The organism is Antarcticimicrobium luteum, assembly GCF_004358185.1.
In the GTDB taxonomy this organism is placed as follows: Bacteria; Pseudomonadota; Alphaproteobacteria; order Rhodobacterales; family Rhodobacteraceae; genus Antarcticimicrobium; species Antarcticimicrobium luteum.
Genome location: NZ_SMUV01000029.1, coordinates 1 through 16987, shown reverse-complemented (window position 1 = coordinate 16987; position 16987 = coordinate 1). Strand labels below are relative to the sequence as shown.

General features: G+C 67.1%; 16 protein-coding genes and 1 pseudogene. 11 read left to right on the top strand and 6 right to left on the bottom strand.

Going from position 1 to position 16987, the window contains the following annotated elements:
• The 6 genes from E1832_RS00835 to E1832_RS00810 form a co-directional block, all read right to left on the bottom strand.
• Positions 1-380 (bottom strand): hypothetical protein (locus E1832_RS00835; protein WP_425358953.1); only part of this gene is annotated, 380 nt, incomplete at its 3' end.
• Positions 377-787: an ExbD/TolR family protein gene (locus E1832_RS00830; RefSeq protein WP_133357878.1), complete on the bottom strand. Its 411-nt coding sequence runs from the start codon at positions 785-787 to the stop codon at positions 377-379. The genes E1832_RS00835 and E1832_RS00830, both read right to left, overlap by 4 nt.
• Complete coding sequence (locus E1832_RS00825) at positions 784-1209, bottom strand: ExbD/TolR family protein (RefSeq protein ID WP_133357877.1); 426 nt, start codon at positions 1207-1209, stop codon at positions 784-786. Before E1832_RS00825 ends, E1832_RS00830 begins: the two co-directional genes overlap by 4 nt.
• A 16-nt stretch (positions 1210-1225) precedes the next feature.
• The gene (locus tag E1832_RS00820) at positions 1226-1849 is read right to left on the bottom strand and encodes a MotA/TolQ/ExbB proton channel family protein (protein WP_133357876.1); all 624 of its coding nucleotides are present in this window, start codon (positions 1847-1849) and stop codon (positions 1226-1228) included.
• 3 nt (positions 1850-1852) lie between these two features.
• Positions 1853-2284 (bottom strand): hypothetical protein, encoded by a 432-nt coding sequence (locus tag E1832_RS00815; protein WP_133357875.1) that lies wholly within the window; start codon positions 2282-2284, stop codon positions 1853-1855.
• A gap of 37 nt (positions 2285-2321) precedes the next feature.
• Complete coding sequence (locus E1832_RS00810) at positions 2322-4022, bottom strand: hypothetical protein (RefSeq protein WP_133357874.1); 1701 nt, start codon at positions 4020-4022, stop codon at positions 2322-2324.
• A gap of 181 nt (positions 4023-4203) precedes the next feature.
• Between E1832_RS00810 and tssA the strand changes: the two genes are divergently transcribed.
• The 11 genes and pseudogenes from tssA to tssB (E1832_RS22785) all read left to right on the top strand — a co-directional run.
• Complete coding sequence (tssA, locus tag E1832_RS00805; protein WP_133357873.1) at positions 4204-5247, top strand: type VI secretion system protein TssA; 1044 nt, start codon at positions 4204-4206, stop codon at positions 5245-5247.
• A 70-nt stretch (positions 5248-5317) separates the two neighbouring features.
• Positions 5318-5839: a type VI secretion system contractile sheath small subunit gene (tssB, locus tag E1832_RS00800; RefSeq protein ID WP_133357872.1), complete on the top strand. Its 522-nt coding sequence runs from the start codon at positions 5318-5320 to the stop codon at positions 5837-5839.
• Positions 5840-5848: 9 nt separating this feature from the next.
• Positions 5849-7345, top strand: coding sequence for a type VI secretion system contractile sheath large subunit (tssC, locus tag E1832_RS00795; RefSeq protein WP_133357871.1), 1497 nt, complete (start codon positions 5849-5851; stop codon positions 7343-7345).
• 75 nt (positions 7346-7420) lie between these two features.
• On the top strand, positions 7421-7921 hold the full coding sequence (locus E1832_RS00790) for an Hcp family type VI secretion system effector (RefSeq protein ID WP_133357870.1): 501 nt from the start codon (positions 7421-7423) through the stop codon (positions 7919-7921).
• Positions 7922-8000: 79 nt separating this feature from the next.
• Positions 8001-8813: a type VI secretion system accessory protein TagJ gene (locus E1832_RS00785; protein ID WP_133357869.1), complete on the top strand. Its 813-nt coding sequence runs from the start codon at positions 8001-8003 to the stop codon at positions 8811-8813.
• Positions 8806-9303 (top strand): type VI secretion system baseplate subunit TssE, encoded by a 498-nt coding sequence (gene tssE, locus E1832_RS00780; RefSeq protein ID WP_133357868.1) that lies wholly within the window; start codon positions 8806-8808, stop codon positions 9301-9303. Before E1832_RS00785 ends, tssE begins: the two co-directional genes overlap by 8 nt.
• A complete protein-coding gene (tssF, locus tag E1832_RS00775; protein WP_133357867.1) occupies positions 9304-11181 on the top strand; it encodes a type VI secretion system baseplate subunit TssF in 1878 nt (625 codons plus the stop codon).
• On the top strand, positions 11145-12188 hold the full coding sequence (tssG, locus tag E1832_RS00770; RefSeq protein WP_133357866.1) for a type VI secretion system baseplate subunit TssG: 1044 nt from the start codon (positions 11145-11147) through the stop codon (positions 12186-12188). Before tssF ends, tssG begins: the two co-directional genes overlap by 37 nt.
• A 30-nt stretch (positions 12189-12218) precedes the next feature.
• Positions 12219-14930, top strand: coding sequence for a type VI secretion system ATPase TssH (gene tssH, locus E1832_RS00765; RefSeq protein ID WP_133357865.1), 2712 nt, complete (start codon positions 12219-12221; stop codon positions 14928-14930).
• 242 nt (positions 14931-15172) lie between these two features.
• Positions 15173-16027, top strand: coding sequence for an ion transporter (locus E1832_RS00760; protein ID WP_133357864.1), 855 nt, complete (start codon positions 15173-15175; stop codon positions 16025-16027).
• Positions 16024-16494 (top strand): annotated as a pseudogene (tssB, locus tag E1832_RS22785) (type VI secretion system contractile sheath small subunit); the annotation flags it as partial. The gene E1832_RS00760 and the pseudogene tssB (E1832_RS22785), both read left to right, overlap by 4 nt.
• Positions 16495-16987 lie beyond the last annotated feature (493 nt).

Genomic DNA, 16987 nt, shown 5'->3' with positions numbered 1-16987 from the left:
GCCGGGGCGGCGGTGGGGCGCGGCTGCACCGCCGGTTCGGGCCGCGCCCGGTCCGGGCTGAGGTTTTGTCCTCGTGTCGGGGTGGGCTGCGTCGCCTGCGCCGCCGGGGCCAGCGCCTCGGCCCGGTTGCGCGGGATCGCGCCCGCGCCCACCGCGGCGCCCTGGGCCTCGCCCTCCGGCGCGGCCTCGGTCTGCGGCTGTCGCTCGGCGGCGGCGACCCGCTCCAGCTGGTAGGCGTCGACATCGAGCCGGGTTTCCGGCTGCGCCTGCTCCTCGAGCGGACCGGGCAGGATCGCCATCAGCAGCAGCCCGGCCAGTGCCCCGTGGACCAGCACCGAGGCGCCGGCGCCCGCCGTCCAGATCAGCGGGCGGCGGCTCATGGCACCGGCCCCGGGGTCACCACCAGCACCACGTCGCGCACCCCCAGCGCCTCGGCCGCGCCCACCAGCGGCAGCACGTGGCGCAGCTCGGCGTCGCGGTGGGCGTTCACCCGCAGCCGCAGATCGGGCTCGGGGCCCAGCCGCCGTGTCAGGGCCTGCGCCAGCGCCTCGGGCCCGGCCAGCGGCTGCCCGTCCAGCGCCAGATCGCCCGCTGCGCCCACCGACAGGGTGGCGCCGCCGGCGGGCATGTCGCTGCCGCTGTCGGCGACCGGCGGGTGCACCTCGAACGGGGCGGTGGCGTCCATGCGCCCGATCAGCATGAAGAAGACCAGCAGAAAGAACACCACGTCGATCAGCGCGACGATGGTCTCCGAATGCGGCGCCGGGCTGGGGCGGTTCAGCTTCATGGCCGCGCCTCCAGCCGCACCACCCTGAGCCGCACCGCGCCCGCCTGCGCCGCCGCATCCATCACCGAGACCAGTGCCTGGGTCGTCGCCGCGCCCGAGGGCAGCACGATCACCTGGGCGAGCGGGGTCTCGGCCAGCACCCCGGCCAGCGCCGCCGTCAAGGCCGCACCACCCATCGCCCGGCCGCGCAGAACCGGCACCCCGTCGGCGCCCAGCCGGATCATCACCGTGCCGCTCTCGCCGGGCCCCGAGGGGGGCGCGCCGGGGGCCTCGGCCCGCCGGGCCGCCGGGATCATGTCGAGGTTCAGATAGGTCGAGGTCACCATGAAAAAGACCAGCAGGATCAGCATCACGTCGATCATCGGCACCAGCGAGATCAGCGCGCGGGGGCGGGTCGGACGTTTCAGCGTGAGGCCGGCCATCGCAGCACCCCCGGGCCTAGACGGGCGGGTTTTCGTCGGACAAGAGCAGCTCGCCCACCGCGCTTTCGATCATATGCGCCGCGCTGTCGATCCGGGACGACAGCAGCCCTGCCGCCACCGCCGCCGGGATCGCCACCAGCAGGCCCGCCGCGGTGGTCAACAGCGCCTGCCAGATGCCGCCTGCCAGCACCGAGGCATTGGCCGCGCCCTCGGCCAGCTCCAGCTCCTGGAACGACTGGATCATGCCCAGCACGGTGCCCAGCAGGCCCAGCAGCGGCGAGATCACCGCGATCAGTTCGATGGTGCGGATCATGCCGGTCATCCGCGCCACCTCCTCGTTGCCGCGCCGCATCAGCTCGGCCTCGAGCCGGGGGCCGCGAAACCCCTTGGCCAGCGCCTGCATCGCATAGGCGGTGACCCGGTCGGCGGGCGAGGCGCCACCCGCCACGGCCTTTTGCGCGGCGTGCTTGTCGCCCTCGCGCCACTGGCGAAACGCCTCGGCGCGCCGCGCGGCGCCCGACCGCACCGGCCAGAGCTGGATCACCTTGACCGCGATCAGGGTCAACGAAAACAGCGACAGAAGGGCCAGCAGGGCGATGATCGGCCCGCCGGTGCCCAGAGTGTCCCATGCGACCGGCATGGCCTATTTCACCAGTGCCGCTGAGGTCTTGCTGGTCAGATCGAGGATGTCGAAACAGTCCATCTCGTCCTCGTTCTGGGGGCGGCAGGCGGTCACCTCGTGCAGCAGGATCTCCGAGATGCCGGCGCAGGCGATGTCCGGGATCTCGAACAGTTTCAGCGTGGTGCGCGCCACCGGCAGCGGCGCGGCATCGATCGACAGCAGCCGGTCGATCACCCCGTTTCCGTCAAGGATCGCCAGCGACATCTCGAACCCCTCAAAGCTTTTGCCGGTCTCGTTGCGGAACAGGAAAAAGGCGCGGCAGCCGCCGCCCTCGATTTCTTCGGCCTTGTTCAGCTCGACGGTCAGCCGGCCGGTGTCGGCCTGCGCCGTCAGGGCTGGGATCAGGGTCAGGGCAAGGATAAGGCCCCCGATCAGGCAACTGCGCGGTTTCATGTCTGTCCTCCCAAGGGCCAGTGCGGCAGCGCCGCGTTCAGCTTGCCAGCGCGCCGCTGACCTCCTGCAACGCGGCCAGCGCGCCGGCCCGGATACTGGTACGTGCAAAGCCGTTGTCGTCCACCGCCTTGAAGAACTCGGTGTCGAGCAGGCCGCGATAATCGTCGATGATCCTGCGCGCGGCGGTTTTCAGCCCCTCGCGCCGGTCGCCGTCGGGGGTCTCGACCAGCTGCTCCAGGGTATCCTCCAGGCTGCTGTCGATGTCGTCGAGATAGTCAAACAGCACGCCGGAGCGCGCCGGCACGTCCTCCATGCCCTCGACCCCGGCGGTGGCGGCGTCGATGGCCTTTTTCAGCGCTTCGAGATCGCTGCGCAGGGCCTGCCGGGTCTTGATCCAGTTCAGCCGCGACCGGGTATAGGCGGTGACATTCTCGGGCGCTGCCGCCTGCGCCTCGGCGGCGGCGGCGGTGGTCTCGGCGGTCGCGGCGGCCTTGATCAGCGCCGCGACCCGCCCGGCCGCCGCCAGCGCCTTGTCATAGTTGCCGGCCTCGGCCTGCTCCTGCGCGTAGCCGAAGAACCGGTTGATCGCCGCCAGATCGCCGCGTTTCTCGGCGATCAGCCGGTCGATCGCGGGTTGCAGGCGGGTCTGGGCCATTTGCCATTTCGCCTGTTGCGGATCGGCGGCCTCGGCGGTTTCGGTTTCCGCCGGTTGGGGCGCTTGCGGCGGTGGCGCGGTCTGGGTCTGGTTCACGGCCGCCTCGATCCGGTTCAGCAGATCGCCGGCGGCGGCCAGATCGCCCGCCTTCAGCAGCTTGACCACCCGGGTCAGGGCCGCGATCAGCTTGCCGCCCGCCGGGTCGGGCAGGCCGGAGATCACCCCCTTGAGCGCCCCGGCCCGCGCCGCCAGCCGGCGGGTGTCGGCGGCGGTGTCGCCCGGATCCGACTGCGTTTGCGTCGACGGTTCGGCGGATGGTGCGGCGGATGGCTGGGCGGGCGGTTCTGCGGGAGTTTCCGGGGCGGGCGGCTCTGCCCCGATTTGTGCGCCCTGCAACCGGTCGGCGGCCTTTTCCAGCGCGGAGACGGTGCGGTCCGCCGCCGCCAGATCACCCGATTTGATCTGTGCCACCGCCTGCGCCGCGGCCTTCTTCAGCTTGTCCGCGACGGCGGCGGGGGCGGCGGCGACGGCCGGTTGCACCGCTTTCAGCCGGGCCACCAGGTCCGCCTGCGCCGGGCCGCCCGGTGGCGCGGCGTCCTGCGGGGCCTCTTTCTGATCAGCTGTTTCCTGCGGGGCCGCCGCCGCTGCGGTGCCGGCCGCATCCTGCGCGCCCGCCTCATCCGCCTCTGCCGCATCGGCCTCATCGGCGTCCCAGGCGGGATCGTCCGGCAGATCCTCGATGTCGCTTTCCAGAACGTTGCCGCTGGCGTCCATCACCAGGATGTTGACCTGCACCTTCTGCGACTTGAGGTATTTCTTCAGCACCTTGGCCAGCGCCGGCACCACCCGGTCGCAGGTCAGCTCCATGGTCTTGGACTTCACCTCGAAGGTACCGAAGGCCACCTTCGATCCGTCGCCCTCTTTCTTGGCGATCTTGGCGATCACCTCGGGCGGCTTGCGCCGGTCGATCAGTATGGTGTGGTCGTTCTTCTTCCCGGGACAAAAGGCAAAGGACAGCCTTTTCTTCTTGCCCAGCTTGACCAGTTTCTTGAGCTCTTCGCCCTCGACCCTCTGATCCGCCATGGCTACGGCCCCCCCTGAAATCGGAACGAAATACAATTGACTTTGAGGAAACGATAAGGCTGACTTATGGTCAAGGTATTGTTTTTTGACGTTAAGCGAAACGACGGGCGCTCCGCATTCTCAACGCGGACCAAAAACGAGAACCCGCAGGCTCGCACTGAACCGTTTGGGGAGGTTCTTGATGGATCTGACTGTCTTATTGCAGTCAAAGGGTAACGATTTGCCCAGTGGGGAGAATCTGGAGTACGATCCGGTTTTCACCGAGATGGAGCTTGCCGCCCAACCCGGCGAGGAAGTTCAGGTCGGCGACGAGATCCACGCGGCCCAAGATCCCGATTACAGCGAGGTCCGCGAAAAGGCCCTCCTGGTGCTCGAGCGCAGTCACGATCTGCGCGCGGCGGTGTTTCTTGCCGATGCGATTTTGCATGGCGCCGACGGGCTGACCGGCTTTGCCGAGGTCACCGGGTTCATCCGTGGCTGTCTGGAGGAGTTCTGGGACAGCTGCCATCCCGAGCTTGACGAGGATGACGGCGATCCGACCATGCGCATCAACGCGGTGCAGGATCTGTGCGGCCAGCCCGGCGGCATGGGCGGCCCGTCGCCGGTCTACCGCTCGCTGCGGCGGGTGGCGCTGACTGACAGCCGCGGTTTCGGCCGGTTCTCGTTGCGCGATATCGAGATCGCCGAGGGGCAGATGGCCGCGCCCGCCGACATGGACACGATCCCCGACACCGCCTCGATCGGGGCGGCGTTTCAGGATACCGACGGCGAGGTTCTGTCCGGCTGGCTGGATGCGGCGCAGCGCGCCGAGGAGAATGTCCGCGCGATCTCGGATGTGTTCTCGGAGCAGACTCCGGGGCAGGGCCCCGAGCTCGACCCGCTGATCAAGCTGCTGCGCCAGATCGTCAGGCGCCTGTCCGAGCACGCCGAAGGGGCGGCGGAAGAGACAGTCGAGGAGGCGGCTGGCGAGGGTGCGGGCGGATCGCCCGCACCGGGCGGCGGGGCGCAGGCGGTCGGCGGCATCAACTCGGCGGCGGATGTTTCCAACGCGCTGGACCGGATCATTGCCTATTACCGGCGCTCCGAACCTTCCAGCCCGCTTCCGCTGCTGCTGGAGCGGGCCAAGCGGCTGGTGAATGCGGATTTCCTCACCATCATGCAGGACATGGCGCCAGCCGGCATGGACAATGTGCATCTGATCGGCGGGATCGAGGACGACGACTGAGCGCCGCCCGGCCCCGGGTGGGCGGCAGGAGCGGTACGAACGGGACATTACAGGGATTAAGGAGCACTAGATGGCAGACAGCTCACAGAAGTTCATCGCACGCAACCGCGCGCCACGGGTCCAGATCGAATACGATGTCGAACTCTACGGCGCCCAGAAAAAGGTTCAGCTTCCCTTTGTCATGGGGGTGATGAGCGATCTTGCCGGCAAGTCCGAGGTGGCCCAGCCGGCTGTCGCCGACCGCAAGTTCCTGGAGATCGACGTCGACAATTTCGACGACCGGATGAAGTCGATGGCGCCGCGCGCGGCCTTTACCGTGCCGAACACGCTGACCGGCGAGGGCAACCTGGCGGTCGACATCACCTTTGAGAGCATGGACGATTTCTCGCCAGCCGCCATCGCCCGCAAGGTCGAGCCGCTGCGCGAACTGCTCGAGGCGCGCACCCAGCTGTCAAACCTGATGACCTACATGGACGGCAAGACCGGCGCCGAGGATCTGATCAGCAAGATCATCCAGGATCCGGCGCTGCTCAAGACGCTGGCCGCCCAGCCCGCCCCGAAATCCGACAGCGTCGGCGAAGCAGAAGAATAGGAGCATCCGATGGCAGAAGAACAAGTCCAGACGGAAGCCGGCGCCGAAGCCACGGCCTTTGGCTCTTCCGAATTCGCCAACCTGCTGCAAAAGGAATTCCGCCCGAAGTCCGACCAGGCCAAGACGGCGGTTGAATCGGCGGTCAAGACGCTTGCGGAACAGGCGCTGGCCAATACCAACCTGATTTCGGACGACGCGCTGAAATCGATCGAGAGCATCGTCGCCGAGATCGACAAGAAGCTGACCGAACAGGTCAATCACATCCTGCACCACGAGGATTTCCAGCAGATGGAAAGCGCGTGGCGCGGGCTGCACTATCTCGTCAACAACACCGAGACCGACGAGCAGCTCAAGATCCGGGTCATGAACATCTCCAAAAAGGACATGCACAAGACCCTGCGCAAGTTCAAAGGCACCGCCTGGGATCAGTCGCCGATCTTCAAGAAGATCTACGAAGAGGAGTTCGGCCAGTTCGGCGGCGAACCCTACGGAACGCTGGTGGCCGACTACCATTTCGACCATTCGCCGCCCGACATCGAGCTGCTGGGCGAGATGTCCAAGATCGCCGCGGCCGCGCATGCGCCGCTGATCACCGGCGCCAAGCCCACGCTGTTCCAGATGGACAGCTGGTCGGAGCTGGCCAATCCGCGCGATCTGACCAAGATCTTCCAGACGCCGGAATACGCCGCCTGGCGCAGCCTGCGCGAAAGCGAGGATTCCAAGTATGTGGGCTTGGCGATGCCGCGGTTCCTCGGCCGTCTGCCCTATGGCTCAAAGACCGACCCGGTCGAGGCCTTTGCCTTCGAGGAGGACACCGAGGGCGCCGACAGCGGCAAATACTCCTGGGTGAACGCCGCCTATGGCATGGCGACGAACATCACCCGGTCGTTCAAGACCTATGGCTGGTGCTCGCGCATCCGCGGCGTGGAATCGGGCGGCGCGCTGACCGAACTGCCCAGCCACACCTTCCCGACCGACGATGGCGGGGTGGATCAGAAATGCCCCACCGAGATCGCCATTTCCGACCGGCGCGAGGCGGAGCTGGCCAAGAACGGCATGATGCCGCTGATCCACCGCAAGAACTCGGACGTTGCCGCCTTCATCGGCGCGCAGTCGCTGCACAAGCCGGCCGAATACGACGATCCGGACGCCTCTGCGAACGCCAATCTGGGGGCGCGGCTGCCGTATCTCTTCGCCACCTGCCGGTTCGCGCATTACCTCAAATGCATGGTCCGCGACAAAGTCGGCTCGTTCAAGAGCCGGCAGGACATGGAAGGCTGGCTTCAGGACTGGATCAACAACTACGTCGACTTCAACGCCGACATCTCGTCCGAGAACGAAAAGGCGCGCAAGCCGCTGGCGGCGGCCGAAGTCGTCGTCGAGGACGTCGAAGGCAACCCGGGGTATTACACGTCCAAGTTCTTCCTGCGTCCGCATTACCAGTTGGAAGGCCTGTCGGTGTCGCTTCGTCTGGTCTCGAAACTCCCCTCTGAAAAAGGTGCCTGAGCAGGGTCGCTCCTCTGCTCTGGCGCGAGAAATTTAAACCCGCCAACCTGACTTTGATAATGAAAGGATAAGACAATGGCCGCGAATATGTTCGTCAAGATCTCCGATATTCCGGGGGATGCGACCGAAAAGGAACACGACAAATGGATCGTGATCCAGTCCTGCAGCTGGAATGTGGAGCGCGCCGTCGAGATGACGGATCTTGGCTCGACGCAGCGGGGGCATGCCAACTCCAACTTCGGCAAGGTCGAAGTGACGTCGCAGATGGGCCTGGCGTCCAACAAGCTGATGACCTCGGTGGCCAACGGCACCATCCGGCCCGAGATCACAATCAACTTCTGCCGGTCAGGTGAAAGCGCCTCGGCCGGTCTGGAGGCCTATTCGATCTGGACGCTTAAGCATGTCGTCATCGACAGCTATGCGGTCTCGGGCAGCGAGGACGGCATCCCCGAGGAAACCTGGACAATGGCCTATACGGCGATCGAGCACGAGTACAAATCGACCGATCAGAAATCCGGCAAACTGAAGACCGAGAACACCTTCAAGTGGAACGTGCAGACCGGCAAGGTCGAGTGATTCCGCGGCCGACGCCCCGGTGCCATCCGGCCCGGGGCGTCGGCTCTGCCTTTGATGCCGCCGCAGCGGAGTCCGCCATATGACACCCGAAGAGCACCTCAAGACGGGGGACCTCGACCTTGCCCTCAAGGCCCTGCAGGACAAGGTCCGCGCCGCCCCCGCCGACGCAAGGCTCAGGATCTTCCTGTTCCAGCTGCTCTGTGTTCTGGGCGACTGGAAACGCGCGATCGCGCAACTGAAACTCAGCGCCGAGCTTGACCCCGAGGCCGAGATGATGGCCCGCACCTACCGCGAGGCGATCATCTGCGAGGTCTACCGCGACAAGGTCTTTGCCGGCGAGAAAGAGCCGATGATCTTCGGCGAGCCGCAGGAATGGCTGGCGCTGCTGATCGAGGCGCAGAAATGTCTCGCCCAGGGCCGGCCGGAGGAGGCCGCCACCCTGCGCGCCCGCGCCTTCGACGCCGCCCCGGCCTGCGCCGGCACCCTGAACGGAGAGCCGTTCGACTGGATCGCCGATGCCGATATGCGGCTCGGCCCGGTGCTGGAGGTGATCGTCAACGGCCGCTATTTCTGGCTGCCCTTCGCGGCCATCGCCCGGCTGGATATCGACGAGCCGGGCGATCTGCGCGACGCCGTCTGGACCGCCGGCGTGCTGACCCTGACCAACGGCGGCGAGGTGGCGGCGCTGATCCCGACCCGCTATCCGGGCACCACCCTCAGCACCGACAGCGCCGCGAAACTGGCCCGCGCGACAAGCTGGGCCGACGCCGGTGCGGAGACCTTCGTCGGCACCGGCCAGCGCCTGCTGGCGACCGACCGTTCCGACATCGCGCTGCTGGACCTGCGCAGCCTTGTCATGGACGGCGCCGGAGGCGCGCCCGGCGATGGCTGACAAGACCCTTTCCGACCGGCTTCAGCCCTCGCTTCTCGACCGGCTCACCGACAGCGACCCCTCCAACCCGAAGGAGGGGCGCGACGCGCGGGTGATCGACCTGGTGCGCCTGCGCGAGATCATCCAGCGCGACCTGTCCTGGCTTCTCAATACCAACAACATCGCCACGATGATCGACACCGAGGCCTGCCCGAACGTCACGCGCTCGGTGCTCAATTACGGGCTGGAGGAGGTCTCGGGCGAATACTCCACCACCGAGCGCGCCGAACGCATCCGCCGCTCGATCGAGACCGCGATCTCGATGTTCGAGCCGCGCATCATCGCCGGATCGGTCGACGTCGCGATCAGTCCCGACAACCGCGGCGGAGAGATGTCCGTCGATCTCGATATCCGCGCTGACATGTGGGCGCAGCCGCTGCCGCTGGAGCTGTTCCTGCGCAGCCAGGTCGACCTGACCACCGGCGAAGTGGAAGTGGAGCGGAGCCCGTAGATGGACACACGGCTCACCAGACACTACGAGAGCGAGCTGATGTTCCTGCGGGACATGGGGGCGGAGTTTGCCGCCGCCTATCCCAAGATCGCCGCGCGGCTGGGCATGGAGGGGATCGAGGTGCTCGACCCCTATGTCGAGCGGTTGCTGGAGGGGGTCGCCTTTCTCTCGGCGCGGGTCCAGCTCGAGCTGGAGCTGCAATACCCCAACTTCACCTCCAACCTGCTGGAGATCATCTATCCCCACTACCTGGCGCCGACGCCGTCGATGATGATCGCGGCCTTCGAGCCGGACATGGCCAATGCGGCGCTGAAGGACGGCTATCTGTTGCCGCGGGGCACGGTGCTGCGCAGCCGCCTGATGGAAGGGGAGCAGACGCCCTGCGAATACCGCACCGCCGCCGATCTGACCATGTGGCCGATCGAGATCGCCGAGGCCGAGTATATCGACGGGCGCGGCGAACTGGTCGCCGCCGGGGTCGCCGGTCAGAGCCGGGCGCGCGCCGGCATCCGCCTGCGCCTGCGCCGCCGTGACGGCGAGCCGATCCGCGAACTTGGGATGGACCGGCTGTCGCTGCATCTCAATAGCTCGGCGGGCAATTCCTGGCTGCTGCTGGAAACGCTCTGCACACACGCCGAGGGGCTCACCGGCCGCTCCACCGACCGCCGTGCCGACTGGACGCTGCCGCTGCGCGACGGCGAGGTGGTGCAGCGCGGGTTCGAGCCGGAGGAGGCGCTGCTGCCGATCCCGCGCCGGGTGTTCGACGGCTACCGGCTGTTGCAGGAATATTTCGCCATGCCGGAACGGTTCCTGTTCGTCGAGTTGCAGGGGCTGCGCCCGGCGCTGGAACGCGCCACCGGGGCCGAGGTGGACATCTATATTCTGCTGCGCGAGGGGCACCGCGACCTTGCCCCGATGGTTGTGCCCGAGGCATTTACCCTGAACGCGGTGCCGGCGGTCAATCTGTTTCCCAAGCGCTGCGACCGGGTGCTGCTGTCCGCCCATGATACCGAGCATCACGTGGTGCCGAACCGCACCGCCGGGCTCGATTTCGAGATCTACGCATTGCAGGGCGTGACCGGCATCAGCGGCGAGGGCGAGGATGACGTGACCTTCCGCCCGTTCTATTCGGCCACCGATTTCACCGCCGCGGGCGAGTCCCATCCGGCCTATTACACCCTGCGCCGCCGGATGCGTCAGCGCAGCGAGAAAGAGCGTCTGCGCGGTGTGCGCACCTCCTATCTGGGGTCCGAGGTCTATCTGACGCTGGTCGACCGCGGCCAGGCGCCCTATCCCGCCGATCTGGATCAGCTGGCGGTTCAGGCGCTGTGCACCAACCGCGATCTGCCGCTGCTGCTGTCCACCGGCGACGCAAATGTGTTCCAGCTGCCCGAGGGGGGACCGGTCAAGGCGATCCGGCTGCCGGTCTCGCCGACCCGGCCGCATCCGACCCTGGCCCAGGGCGACACCGCCTGGCGGCTGATCAGCCATCTCAGCCTGAACTACGCCTCGATCGCCGATACCGGCCGGGGCAGTTCGGCCGAGGCGCTGCGCGAACTGGTGGGGCTTTACGCGCCGCTGGGCAACCGGGTGACCGAGAAACAGCTTGAAGGCATCGTCAGCGTCACCAGCCGGCCGATCGTGCGCCGCGTCAGCGACGAGGTTCTCTCGACGGCGCTGCGCGGGCTGGAGATCACCATCGGGTTCGACGAGAGTTTTTTCGAAGGGTCGAGCATTTACGCCCTTGGCGCGGTGCTGGAGCGGTTCTTTCGCCGCTACGCCACGCTGAACAGTTTTACTGAAACCGTTTTGACAACGCAGAAACGCGGGGAAATCGCCCGATGGCGACCGGAAAAGGGACTGGGACGGATCATTTGAGCCACTTTGAAAGGCTGGCGCGCGATCCTGAAAAACACAACGTTTTTCAGGCGCTGCGCGTGATCGAGGCACAGTTTTCGGACGCCCCCCGCCTGGGCGAGAGCCGCCGGCCGCGCCAGGACCGGGTGCGGCTGGGCCAGCGCCCCGAGCTGTCCTTTCCCACCTCGACCATTTCCGAGTTCACCCCGCCGCAGGGCGACCGGCCGGCGCGGCTGACCAACCGCTTTTTCGGTCTCTTCGGCCCGCAGGGGCCGCTGCCGCTGCATATCACCGAATATGTGCGCGACCGGCTGCGCAACCACCGCGACCCCACCTTCGTCGCCTTTGCCGACATGCTGACGCACCGGATGATGAGCCTGCTCTACCGCGCCTGGGCGACCGGCCAGCCGGCGGCCAGTTTCGATCGCGGCGACGATCCGATGGCGCGCAAGGTCGCGGCGCTGTCCGGCTATCACGGCACCCATCTGCGCGACCGCGATGCGATGCCCGATCTGGCCAAGCTGCATTTCGCAGGGCTGCTAGCGCAGGGCCCCAAGAACGCCGCCGGGCTCGAGGGTATGCTGGGCGAATTCTTCGGCGTGCCGGTCCGGGTGCAGCAATTCGTCGGCTCCTGGCTGGAGCTGGAGCCGGACGACCGCTGGCAGCTGGGCGCCGCCGCCGGGCTGGGGCGGGCCACCAGCATCGGCAACCGGGTCTGGAGCCGGGCCGCCAAGTTTCGCCTGCGCATCGGTCCGCTGAGCATGGCCGATTACGAACGGCTGCTGCCCGGGGGCGCCCCGCTGGAGCGGTTGCGGGCGCTGGTGCGCTCCTATGCGGGCGACGCGCTGGATTGGGACATCAACCTGATCCTCGCCGGCGACGAGGTGCCGCGCAGCAGCCTCGGCGGCACCACCCGGCTGGGCCATACCAGCTGGATCGGCAGCCGCCGCGATCACGATACAGACCGCTCCGACGCCGAGGATCTGTTCCTCTATCCCGGCGCCGGCGCGGATCACAGGCCGATGTAACGGCCGGGACGGACAGGGAAGGAAACACATATGACCGAGATCAGCCGCATTGCATTGTTCGGAAAGCTGAACGCGCTGGGTTACCAGGCGGTGGAGAGCGCGACGGTTTTCTGCAAGATGCGGGGCAACCCCTATGTCGAGGTCGTCCACTGGATGCACCAGATCCTGAACGGGCAGGACAGCGACCTGCACCGCATCATCCGCCATTACGACCTGGACCCGGGCAAGATCGCGGCCGAGCTGACCCGCGCGCTCGACGCGCTGCCGCGCGGCGCCTCGACCATCTCGGATCTCTCCGATCACCTGATGGACGCGATGGAACGCGGCTGGGTCTGGGGCTCGCTGCTCTATTCCTCATCTCAGGTGCGCACCGGCCATCTGCTGCTGGGCATGCTGAAAACGCCCAGCCTGCGCAACATCCTGGCCTCGATGTCGCCTGAATTGGCCCGGATCGGCGCCGATGATCTGGCCGATAATTTCGCCTCCGTCACCGATGGCTCCCCCGAAGAGGGGCAGCGCGCGCAGGACGGCTCGCGCACCGGCGGCGGGGCCGAGCCGGGCGAGGCCTCCTCCGCCCGCGGCCCGTCGCAGATGGGCCAGGGCGAGGCGCTGGCGCAATTCTGTACCGATCTGACCGAACAGGCCCGCAACGGCGAGATCGACCCGATCGTCGGCCGCGACGAAGAGATCCGCCAGATCGTCGACATCCTGATGCGGCGGCGCCAGAACAACCCGATCCTCACCGGCGAGGCCGGCGTCGGCAAGACCGCGGTGGTCGAGGGGTTCGCCCTGCGCATCGCCCGCGGCGACGTGCCGCCGGCGCTCAAGGACGTGCGCCTGCTGATGCTCGATGTCGGCCTGTTGCAGGCCGGCGCCAGCATGAAGGGCGAGTTCGAGAACCGCCTCAAGCAGGTGATCGAAGAGGTGCAGTCGAGCCCGACGCCCATCGTCATGTTCGTCGACGAGACCCACACGCTGGTCGGCGCCGGCGGCGCGGCGGGCACCGGCGACGCGGCCAACCTGCTGAAACCGGCACTGGCGCGCGGCACCCTGCGCACCATCGGCGCCACCACCTGGGCGGAATACAAGAAGTACATCGAAAAGGATCCGGCGCTGACCCGTCGGTTCCAGGTGGTGCAGGTGGACGAACCGGGCATCCCCAAGGCGATCCTGATGATGCGCGGCATCGCCTCGATGCTGGAAAAGCACCACCGGGTGCAGATCCTCGACGAGGGGATCGAGGCCGCCGTCACCCTCTCGGCCCGCTACATCCCGGCCCGGCAGCTGCCCGACAAGTCGGTCAGCTTGCTGGACACCGCCTGCGCCCGCGTGGCGGTCAGCCAGCACGCGGTTCCGGCCGAGGTGGACGACAGCCGCCGGCGGATCGAGGCGCTGAGCACCGAACTTGAGATCATCGACCGGGACGAGACCGCCGGCTATGAGGTGGCCGACCGGCGCGAGGCGGTGACAGCCGCGAAAGAGGCCGAGGAGGTCCGCCTCGCCGGTCTGACCGAACGCTGGGACAGCGAAAAGGCGGTGGTCGAGGCGATCCTCGATCTGCGCGCCAAGCTGCGCGAGGGCGGCGCCCCGGTCGAGGGCCGCGAGGCCACCAGCGAAGAGGCCGCCGCCGCCAGCCCGCTCAGCGCCGAAGAGCGCGCCAGATTGCTGGCGGAGCTGAAGGCGAAGAACGCCGAACTGATCACAGTGCAGGGCGACAGCCCGCTGATCCTGCCCATCGTCGATCATCAGGCGGTGGCCAGCGTCGTCGGCGACTGGACCGGCATCCCGGTGGGCCGCATGGTCCGCGACGAGATCGACACCATCCTGCATCTTGAGGAGCGTCTGGCCAAGCGCGTGATCGGACAGGATCACGCGATGAAGATGATCGCCAAGCGCATCCAGACCTCCCGCGCCGGGCTCGACAATCCGTCCAAACCGATCGGGGTCTTCATGCTCGCCGGTACCTCCGGCGTCGGCAAGACCGAGACCGCGCTGGCGCTGGCCGAGATCCTTTATGGCGGCGAACAGAACGTCATCACCATCAACATGTCCGAATACCAAGAGGCGCATACCGTCTCATCGCTCAAGGGCGCGCCGCCGGGATATGTCGGCTATGGCGAGGGCGGCGTGCTGACCGAGGCGGTGCGGCGCAAACCCTATTCCGTGGTGCTGCTGGACGAGGTCGAAAAGGCGCACCCGGACGTGCATGAGCTGTTCTTCCAGGTCTTCGACAAGGGGGTGATGGAGGATGGCGAGGGTCGCGTGATCGACTTCAAGAACACGCTGATCCTGCTCACCACCAACGTGGGAACCGAGATGATCATGGATCTGTGCGCCGACCCCGAGCTTCTGCCCGAGCCCGAGGGCATCGCCAAGGCGCTGCGCGATCCGCTCCTCAAGGTGTTCCCGCCGGCGCTGCTGGGGCGGCTGGTGACGATTCCCTATTATCCGCTGACGCCGGACATGCTGGGCCAGATCACCCGGCTGCAACTGAACCGCATCCAGAAACGCGTGGCCGAGGCGCACGACGTGCCGCTCACCTATTCCGACGCGGTGGTCGAGGCCATCGTCGACCGCTGCCAGGAGCTCGACTCCGGCGGCCGCATGATCGACGCCATCGTCACCAACACCATGCTGCCCGACATCTCGGCCGAATTCCTGCGCCGGATGATGGAGGGCGACAAGGTCAGCAAGGTCGCCATCGACGTGGCGGAAGGAGAGTTCACCTACGCATTCGACTGATCGGCGGAGCAGGGCCGGTATTGATTTCAGGGGATTGGGCGATGGTCAAACATATCGTCATGGGACGTGATGCCCGGGGCGCCGCAGGCAGGCGCAGGGCGACAGGCGCCTATGACAGGATCACCGGCAAGGCGCTGGACGGGACCGTCTTTGGCGCCGTCTAGACGCCACCGCAGCGTGGCGGGCGGCGGCGGGCGGGGCGGCGGCGGGGCCGCCCGGACCCACAGACAGGGAGAAAAGGCTTGAACACGGCAGAGACGGCGACAGCGACAACGCTTCGGGACAGGGCCCGCGCCTTTGTAGAGCGCGACGGCGTGCACTATACGATCCTCGGGGTGATCATCTTCAACGCCATCACCCTGGGCCTGTCCACCTCGCAGACCCTCCGCGCCGAGATCGGCGGCGTCCTGACGGTGATCGACCGCGCCGTTCTGACCTTTTTCGTGATCGAACTTGCGCTGAAATTCTTTGCCTACGGGCTGCGCTTTTTCACCAATGCCTGGAACATCTTCGATTTCGTCGTGGTCGGGTTGGGGCTCATGCCGGACCGCGCCGGGCTGTCGGCGCTGCGGGGATTGCGGGTGATCCGGGCGATGCGCCTGTTGTCGGTGATCCCGCAGATGCGCGCGGTGGTCCAGGCGCTGCTGGATGCGCTGCCGGGGATGGGCGCGGTGATCGTGATGATCTCGATCGTGTTCTATGTCTTTGGCGTGATGGCCACGCTGATGTACGGCGCGGCCTTTCCCGACTGGTTCGGCACGCTCGGCCGCTCGCTCTATTCCCTGTTTCAGATCATGACGCTGGAAAGCTGGTCGATGGGCATCGTCCGCCCGGTGATGGAACAATACCCGATGGCCTGGCTTTTCTTTGTCCCCTTCATCGTCGTCACCGCCTTTTCCGTGCTCAACCTCTTTATCGGTCTGCTGGTCAACACCATGCAGTCGGCGGTGGAGGAAGAGGCCGAGGCCGAGTTCGAAACGCTGCGCCAGCTTGTGCGCTCTGAAACCGACCAGGTCGATGCGCATGTGCTCGACCTGCACCAGGAGATCAAGGCGCTGCGCGCCGAGGTTGCCGCGCTGAAAGGGGCCGGGACATGAGTGAAAATTCCCAGAAATTCATCGCCCGCAACCGCGCTCCGCGTGTGCAGATCGAATACGACGTCGAGCTTTACGGATCGCAGAAAACGGTCCAGCTGCCCTTTGTCATGGGCGTGCTCAGCGATCTGGCGGGCAAATCGCGCGTCGAACAGCCGGCCATCGCCGACCGCAAGTTCCTTGAGATCGACAGCGACACGTTCGACGACCGGATGCAGGCAATGGCCCCCCGCGTCGCCTTTGCCGTGCCCAACACGCTGACCGGCGAGGGCAATCTCTCGGTCGATCTGACATTCGAGAAGATGTCCGATTTTTCCCCCGCCGCCATCGCCTCGAAGGTCGATGCGCTGCGCCCGCTGCTTGAGGCGCGCACCCAACTTGCCAATCTCATGGCCTATATGGACGGAAAGGCGGGCGCCGAGGCGCTGATTGAACGGATTCTCGCCCAACCGGCGTTGCTGTCCGCTCTCACCGGCGCCGGCGACGGCGCGGACCATGGCGCCGCGCTGGACAGCCTGCGCGCCCTCGCGCCGCAGGACGAGGCGCCGCAGGATGACACCGCCGCCGCGCTCGAGGCTCTGCGCGCCGCCGCGCCGCCGGCCCCGGCGGACGAGGACACCGCCGGCGCGGTTCTGGAGGGGCTGAAATCCGCAGCACCCGAGGAGACCGCGCCAGAGGATCAAACCACCGGCGTGCTGGATGGCCTGCGCGCCGCCGCCCCGCAGGCGGCACCGGTCGAGGACGAAAGCACCGACGCGCTCGCCAGCCTGCGCGCGGCGCCGGTAGCGGACGCCAGTGTGGTGGACGCCTCGGCTTCGGTGCTCGGCGCCCTCCGCGATGCCGCCCCCGAGGAGACGGCGCCAGAAGACACGGCTGGCGCAGCGCTTGACAGTCTCGCCGCGCTGGACCTGCCGGAAGAGGCCGCGGAGGACACCGACGATCTGCTGGCCGACCTCGCCGCCA

Coding starts and splice junctions, on each gene's coding strand:
- E1832_RS00830 (WP_133357878.1), bottom strand. CDS start 787: ATGAAGCTGAACCGCCCCAGCCCGGCGCCGCATTCGGAGACCATCGTC.
- E1832_RS00825 (WP_133357877.1), bottom strand. CDS start 1,209: ATGGCCGGCCTCACGCTGAAACGTCCGACCCGCCCCCGCGCGCTGATC.
- E1832_RS00820 (WP_133357876.1), bottom strand. CDS start 1,849: ATGCCGGTCGCATGGGACACTCTGGGCACCGGCGGGCCGATCATCGCC.
- E1832_RS00815 (WP_133357875.1), bottom strand. CDS start 2,284: ATGAAACCGCGCAGTTGCCTGATCGGGGGCCTTATCCTTGCCCTGACC.
- E1832_RS00810 (WP_133357874.1), bottom strand. CDS start 4,022: ATGGCGGATCAGAGGGTCGAGGGCGAAGAGCTCAAGAAACTGGTCAAG.
- tssA (WP_133357873.1), top strand. CDS start 4,204: ATGGATCTGACTGTCTTATTGCAGTCAAAGGGTAACGATTTGCCCAGT.
- tssB (WP_133357872.1), top strand. CDS start 5,318: ATGGCAGACAGCTCACAGAAGTTCATCGCACGCAACCGCGCGCCACGG.
- tssC (WP_133357871.1), top strand. CDS start 5,849: ATGGCAGAAGAACAAGTCCAGACGGAAGCCGGCGCCGAAGCCACGGCC.
- E1832_RS00790 (WP_133357870.1), top strand. CDS start 7,421: ATGGCCGCGAATATGTTCGTCAAGATCTCCGATATTCCGGGGGATGCG.
- E1832_RS00785 (WP_133357869.1), top strand. CDS start 8,001: ATGACACCCGAAGAGCACCTCAAGACGGGGGACCTCGACCTTGCCCTC.
- tssE (WP_133357868.1), top strand. CDS start 8,806: ATGGCTGACAAGACCCTTTCCGACCGGCTTCAGCCCTCGCTTCTCGAC.
- tssF (WP_133357867.1), top strand. CDS start 9,304: ATGGACACACGGCTCACCAGACACTACGAGAGCGAGCTGATGTTCCTG.
- tssG (WP_133357866.1), top strand. CDS start 11,145: ATGGCGACCGGAAAAGGGACTGGGACGGATCATTTGAGCCACTTTGAA.
- tssH (WP_133357865.1), top strand. CDS start 12,219: ATGACCGAGATCAGCCGCATTGCATTGTTCGGAAAGCTGAACGCGCTG.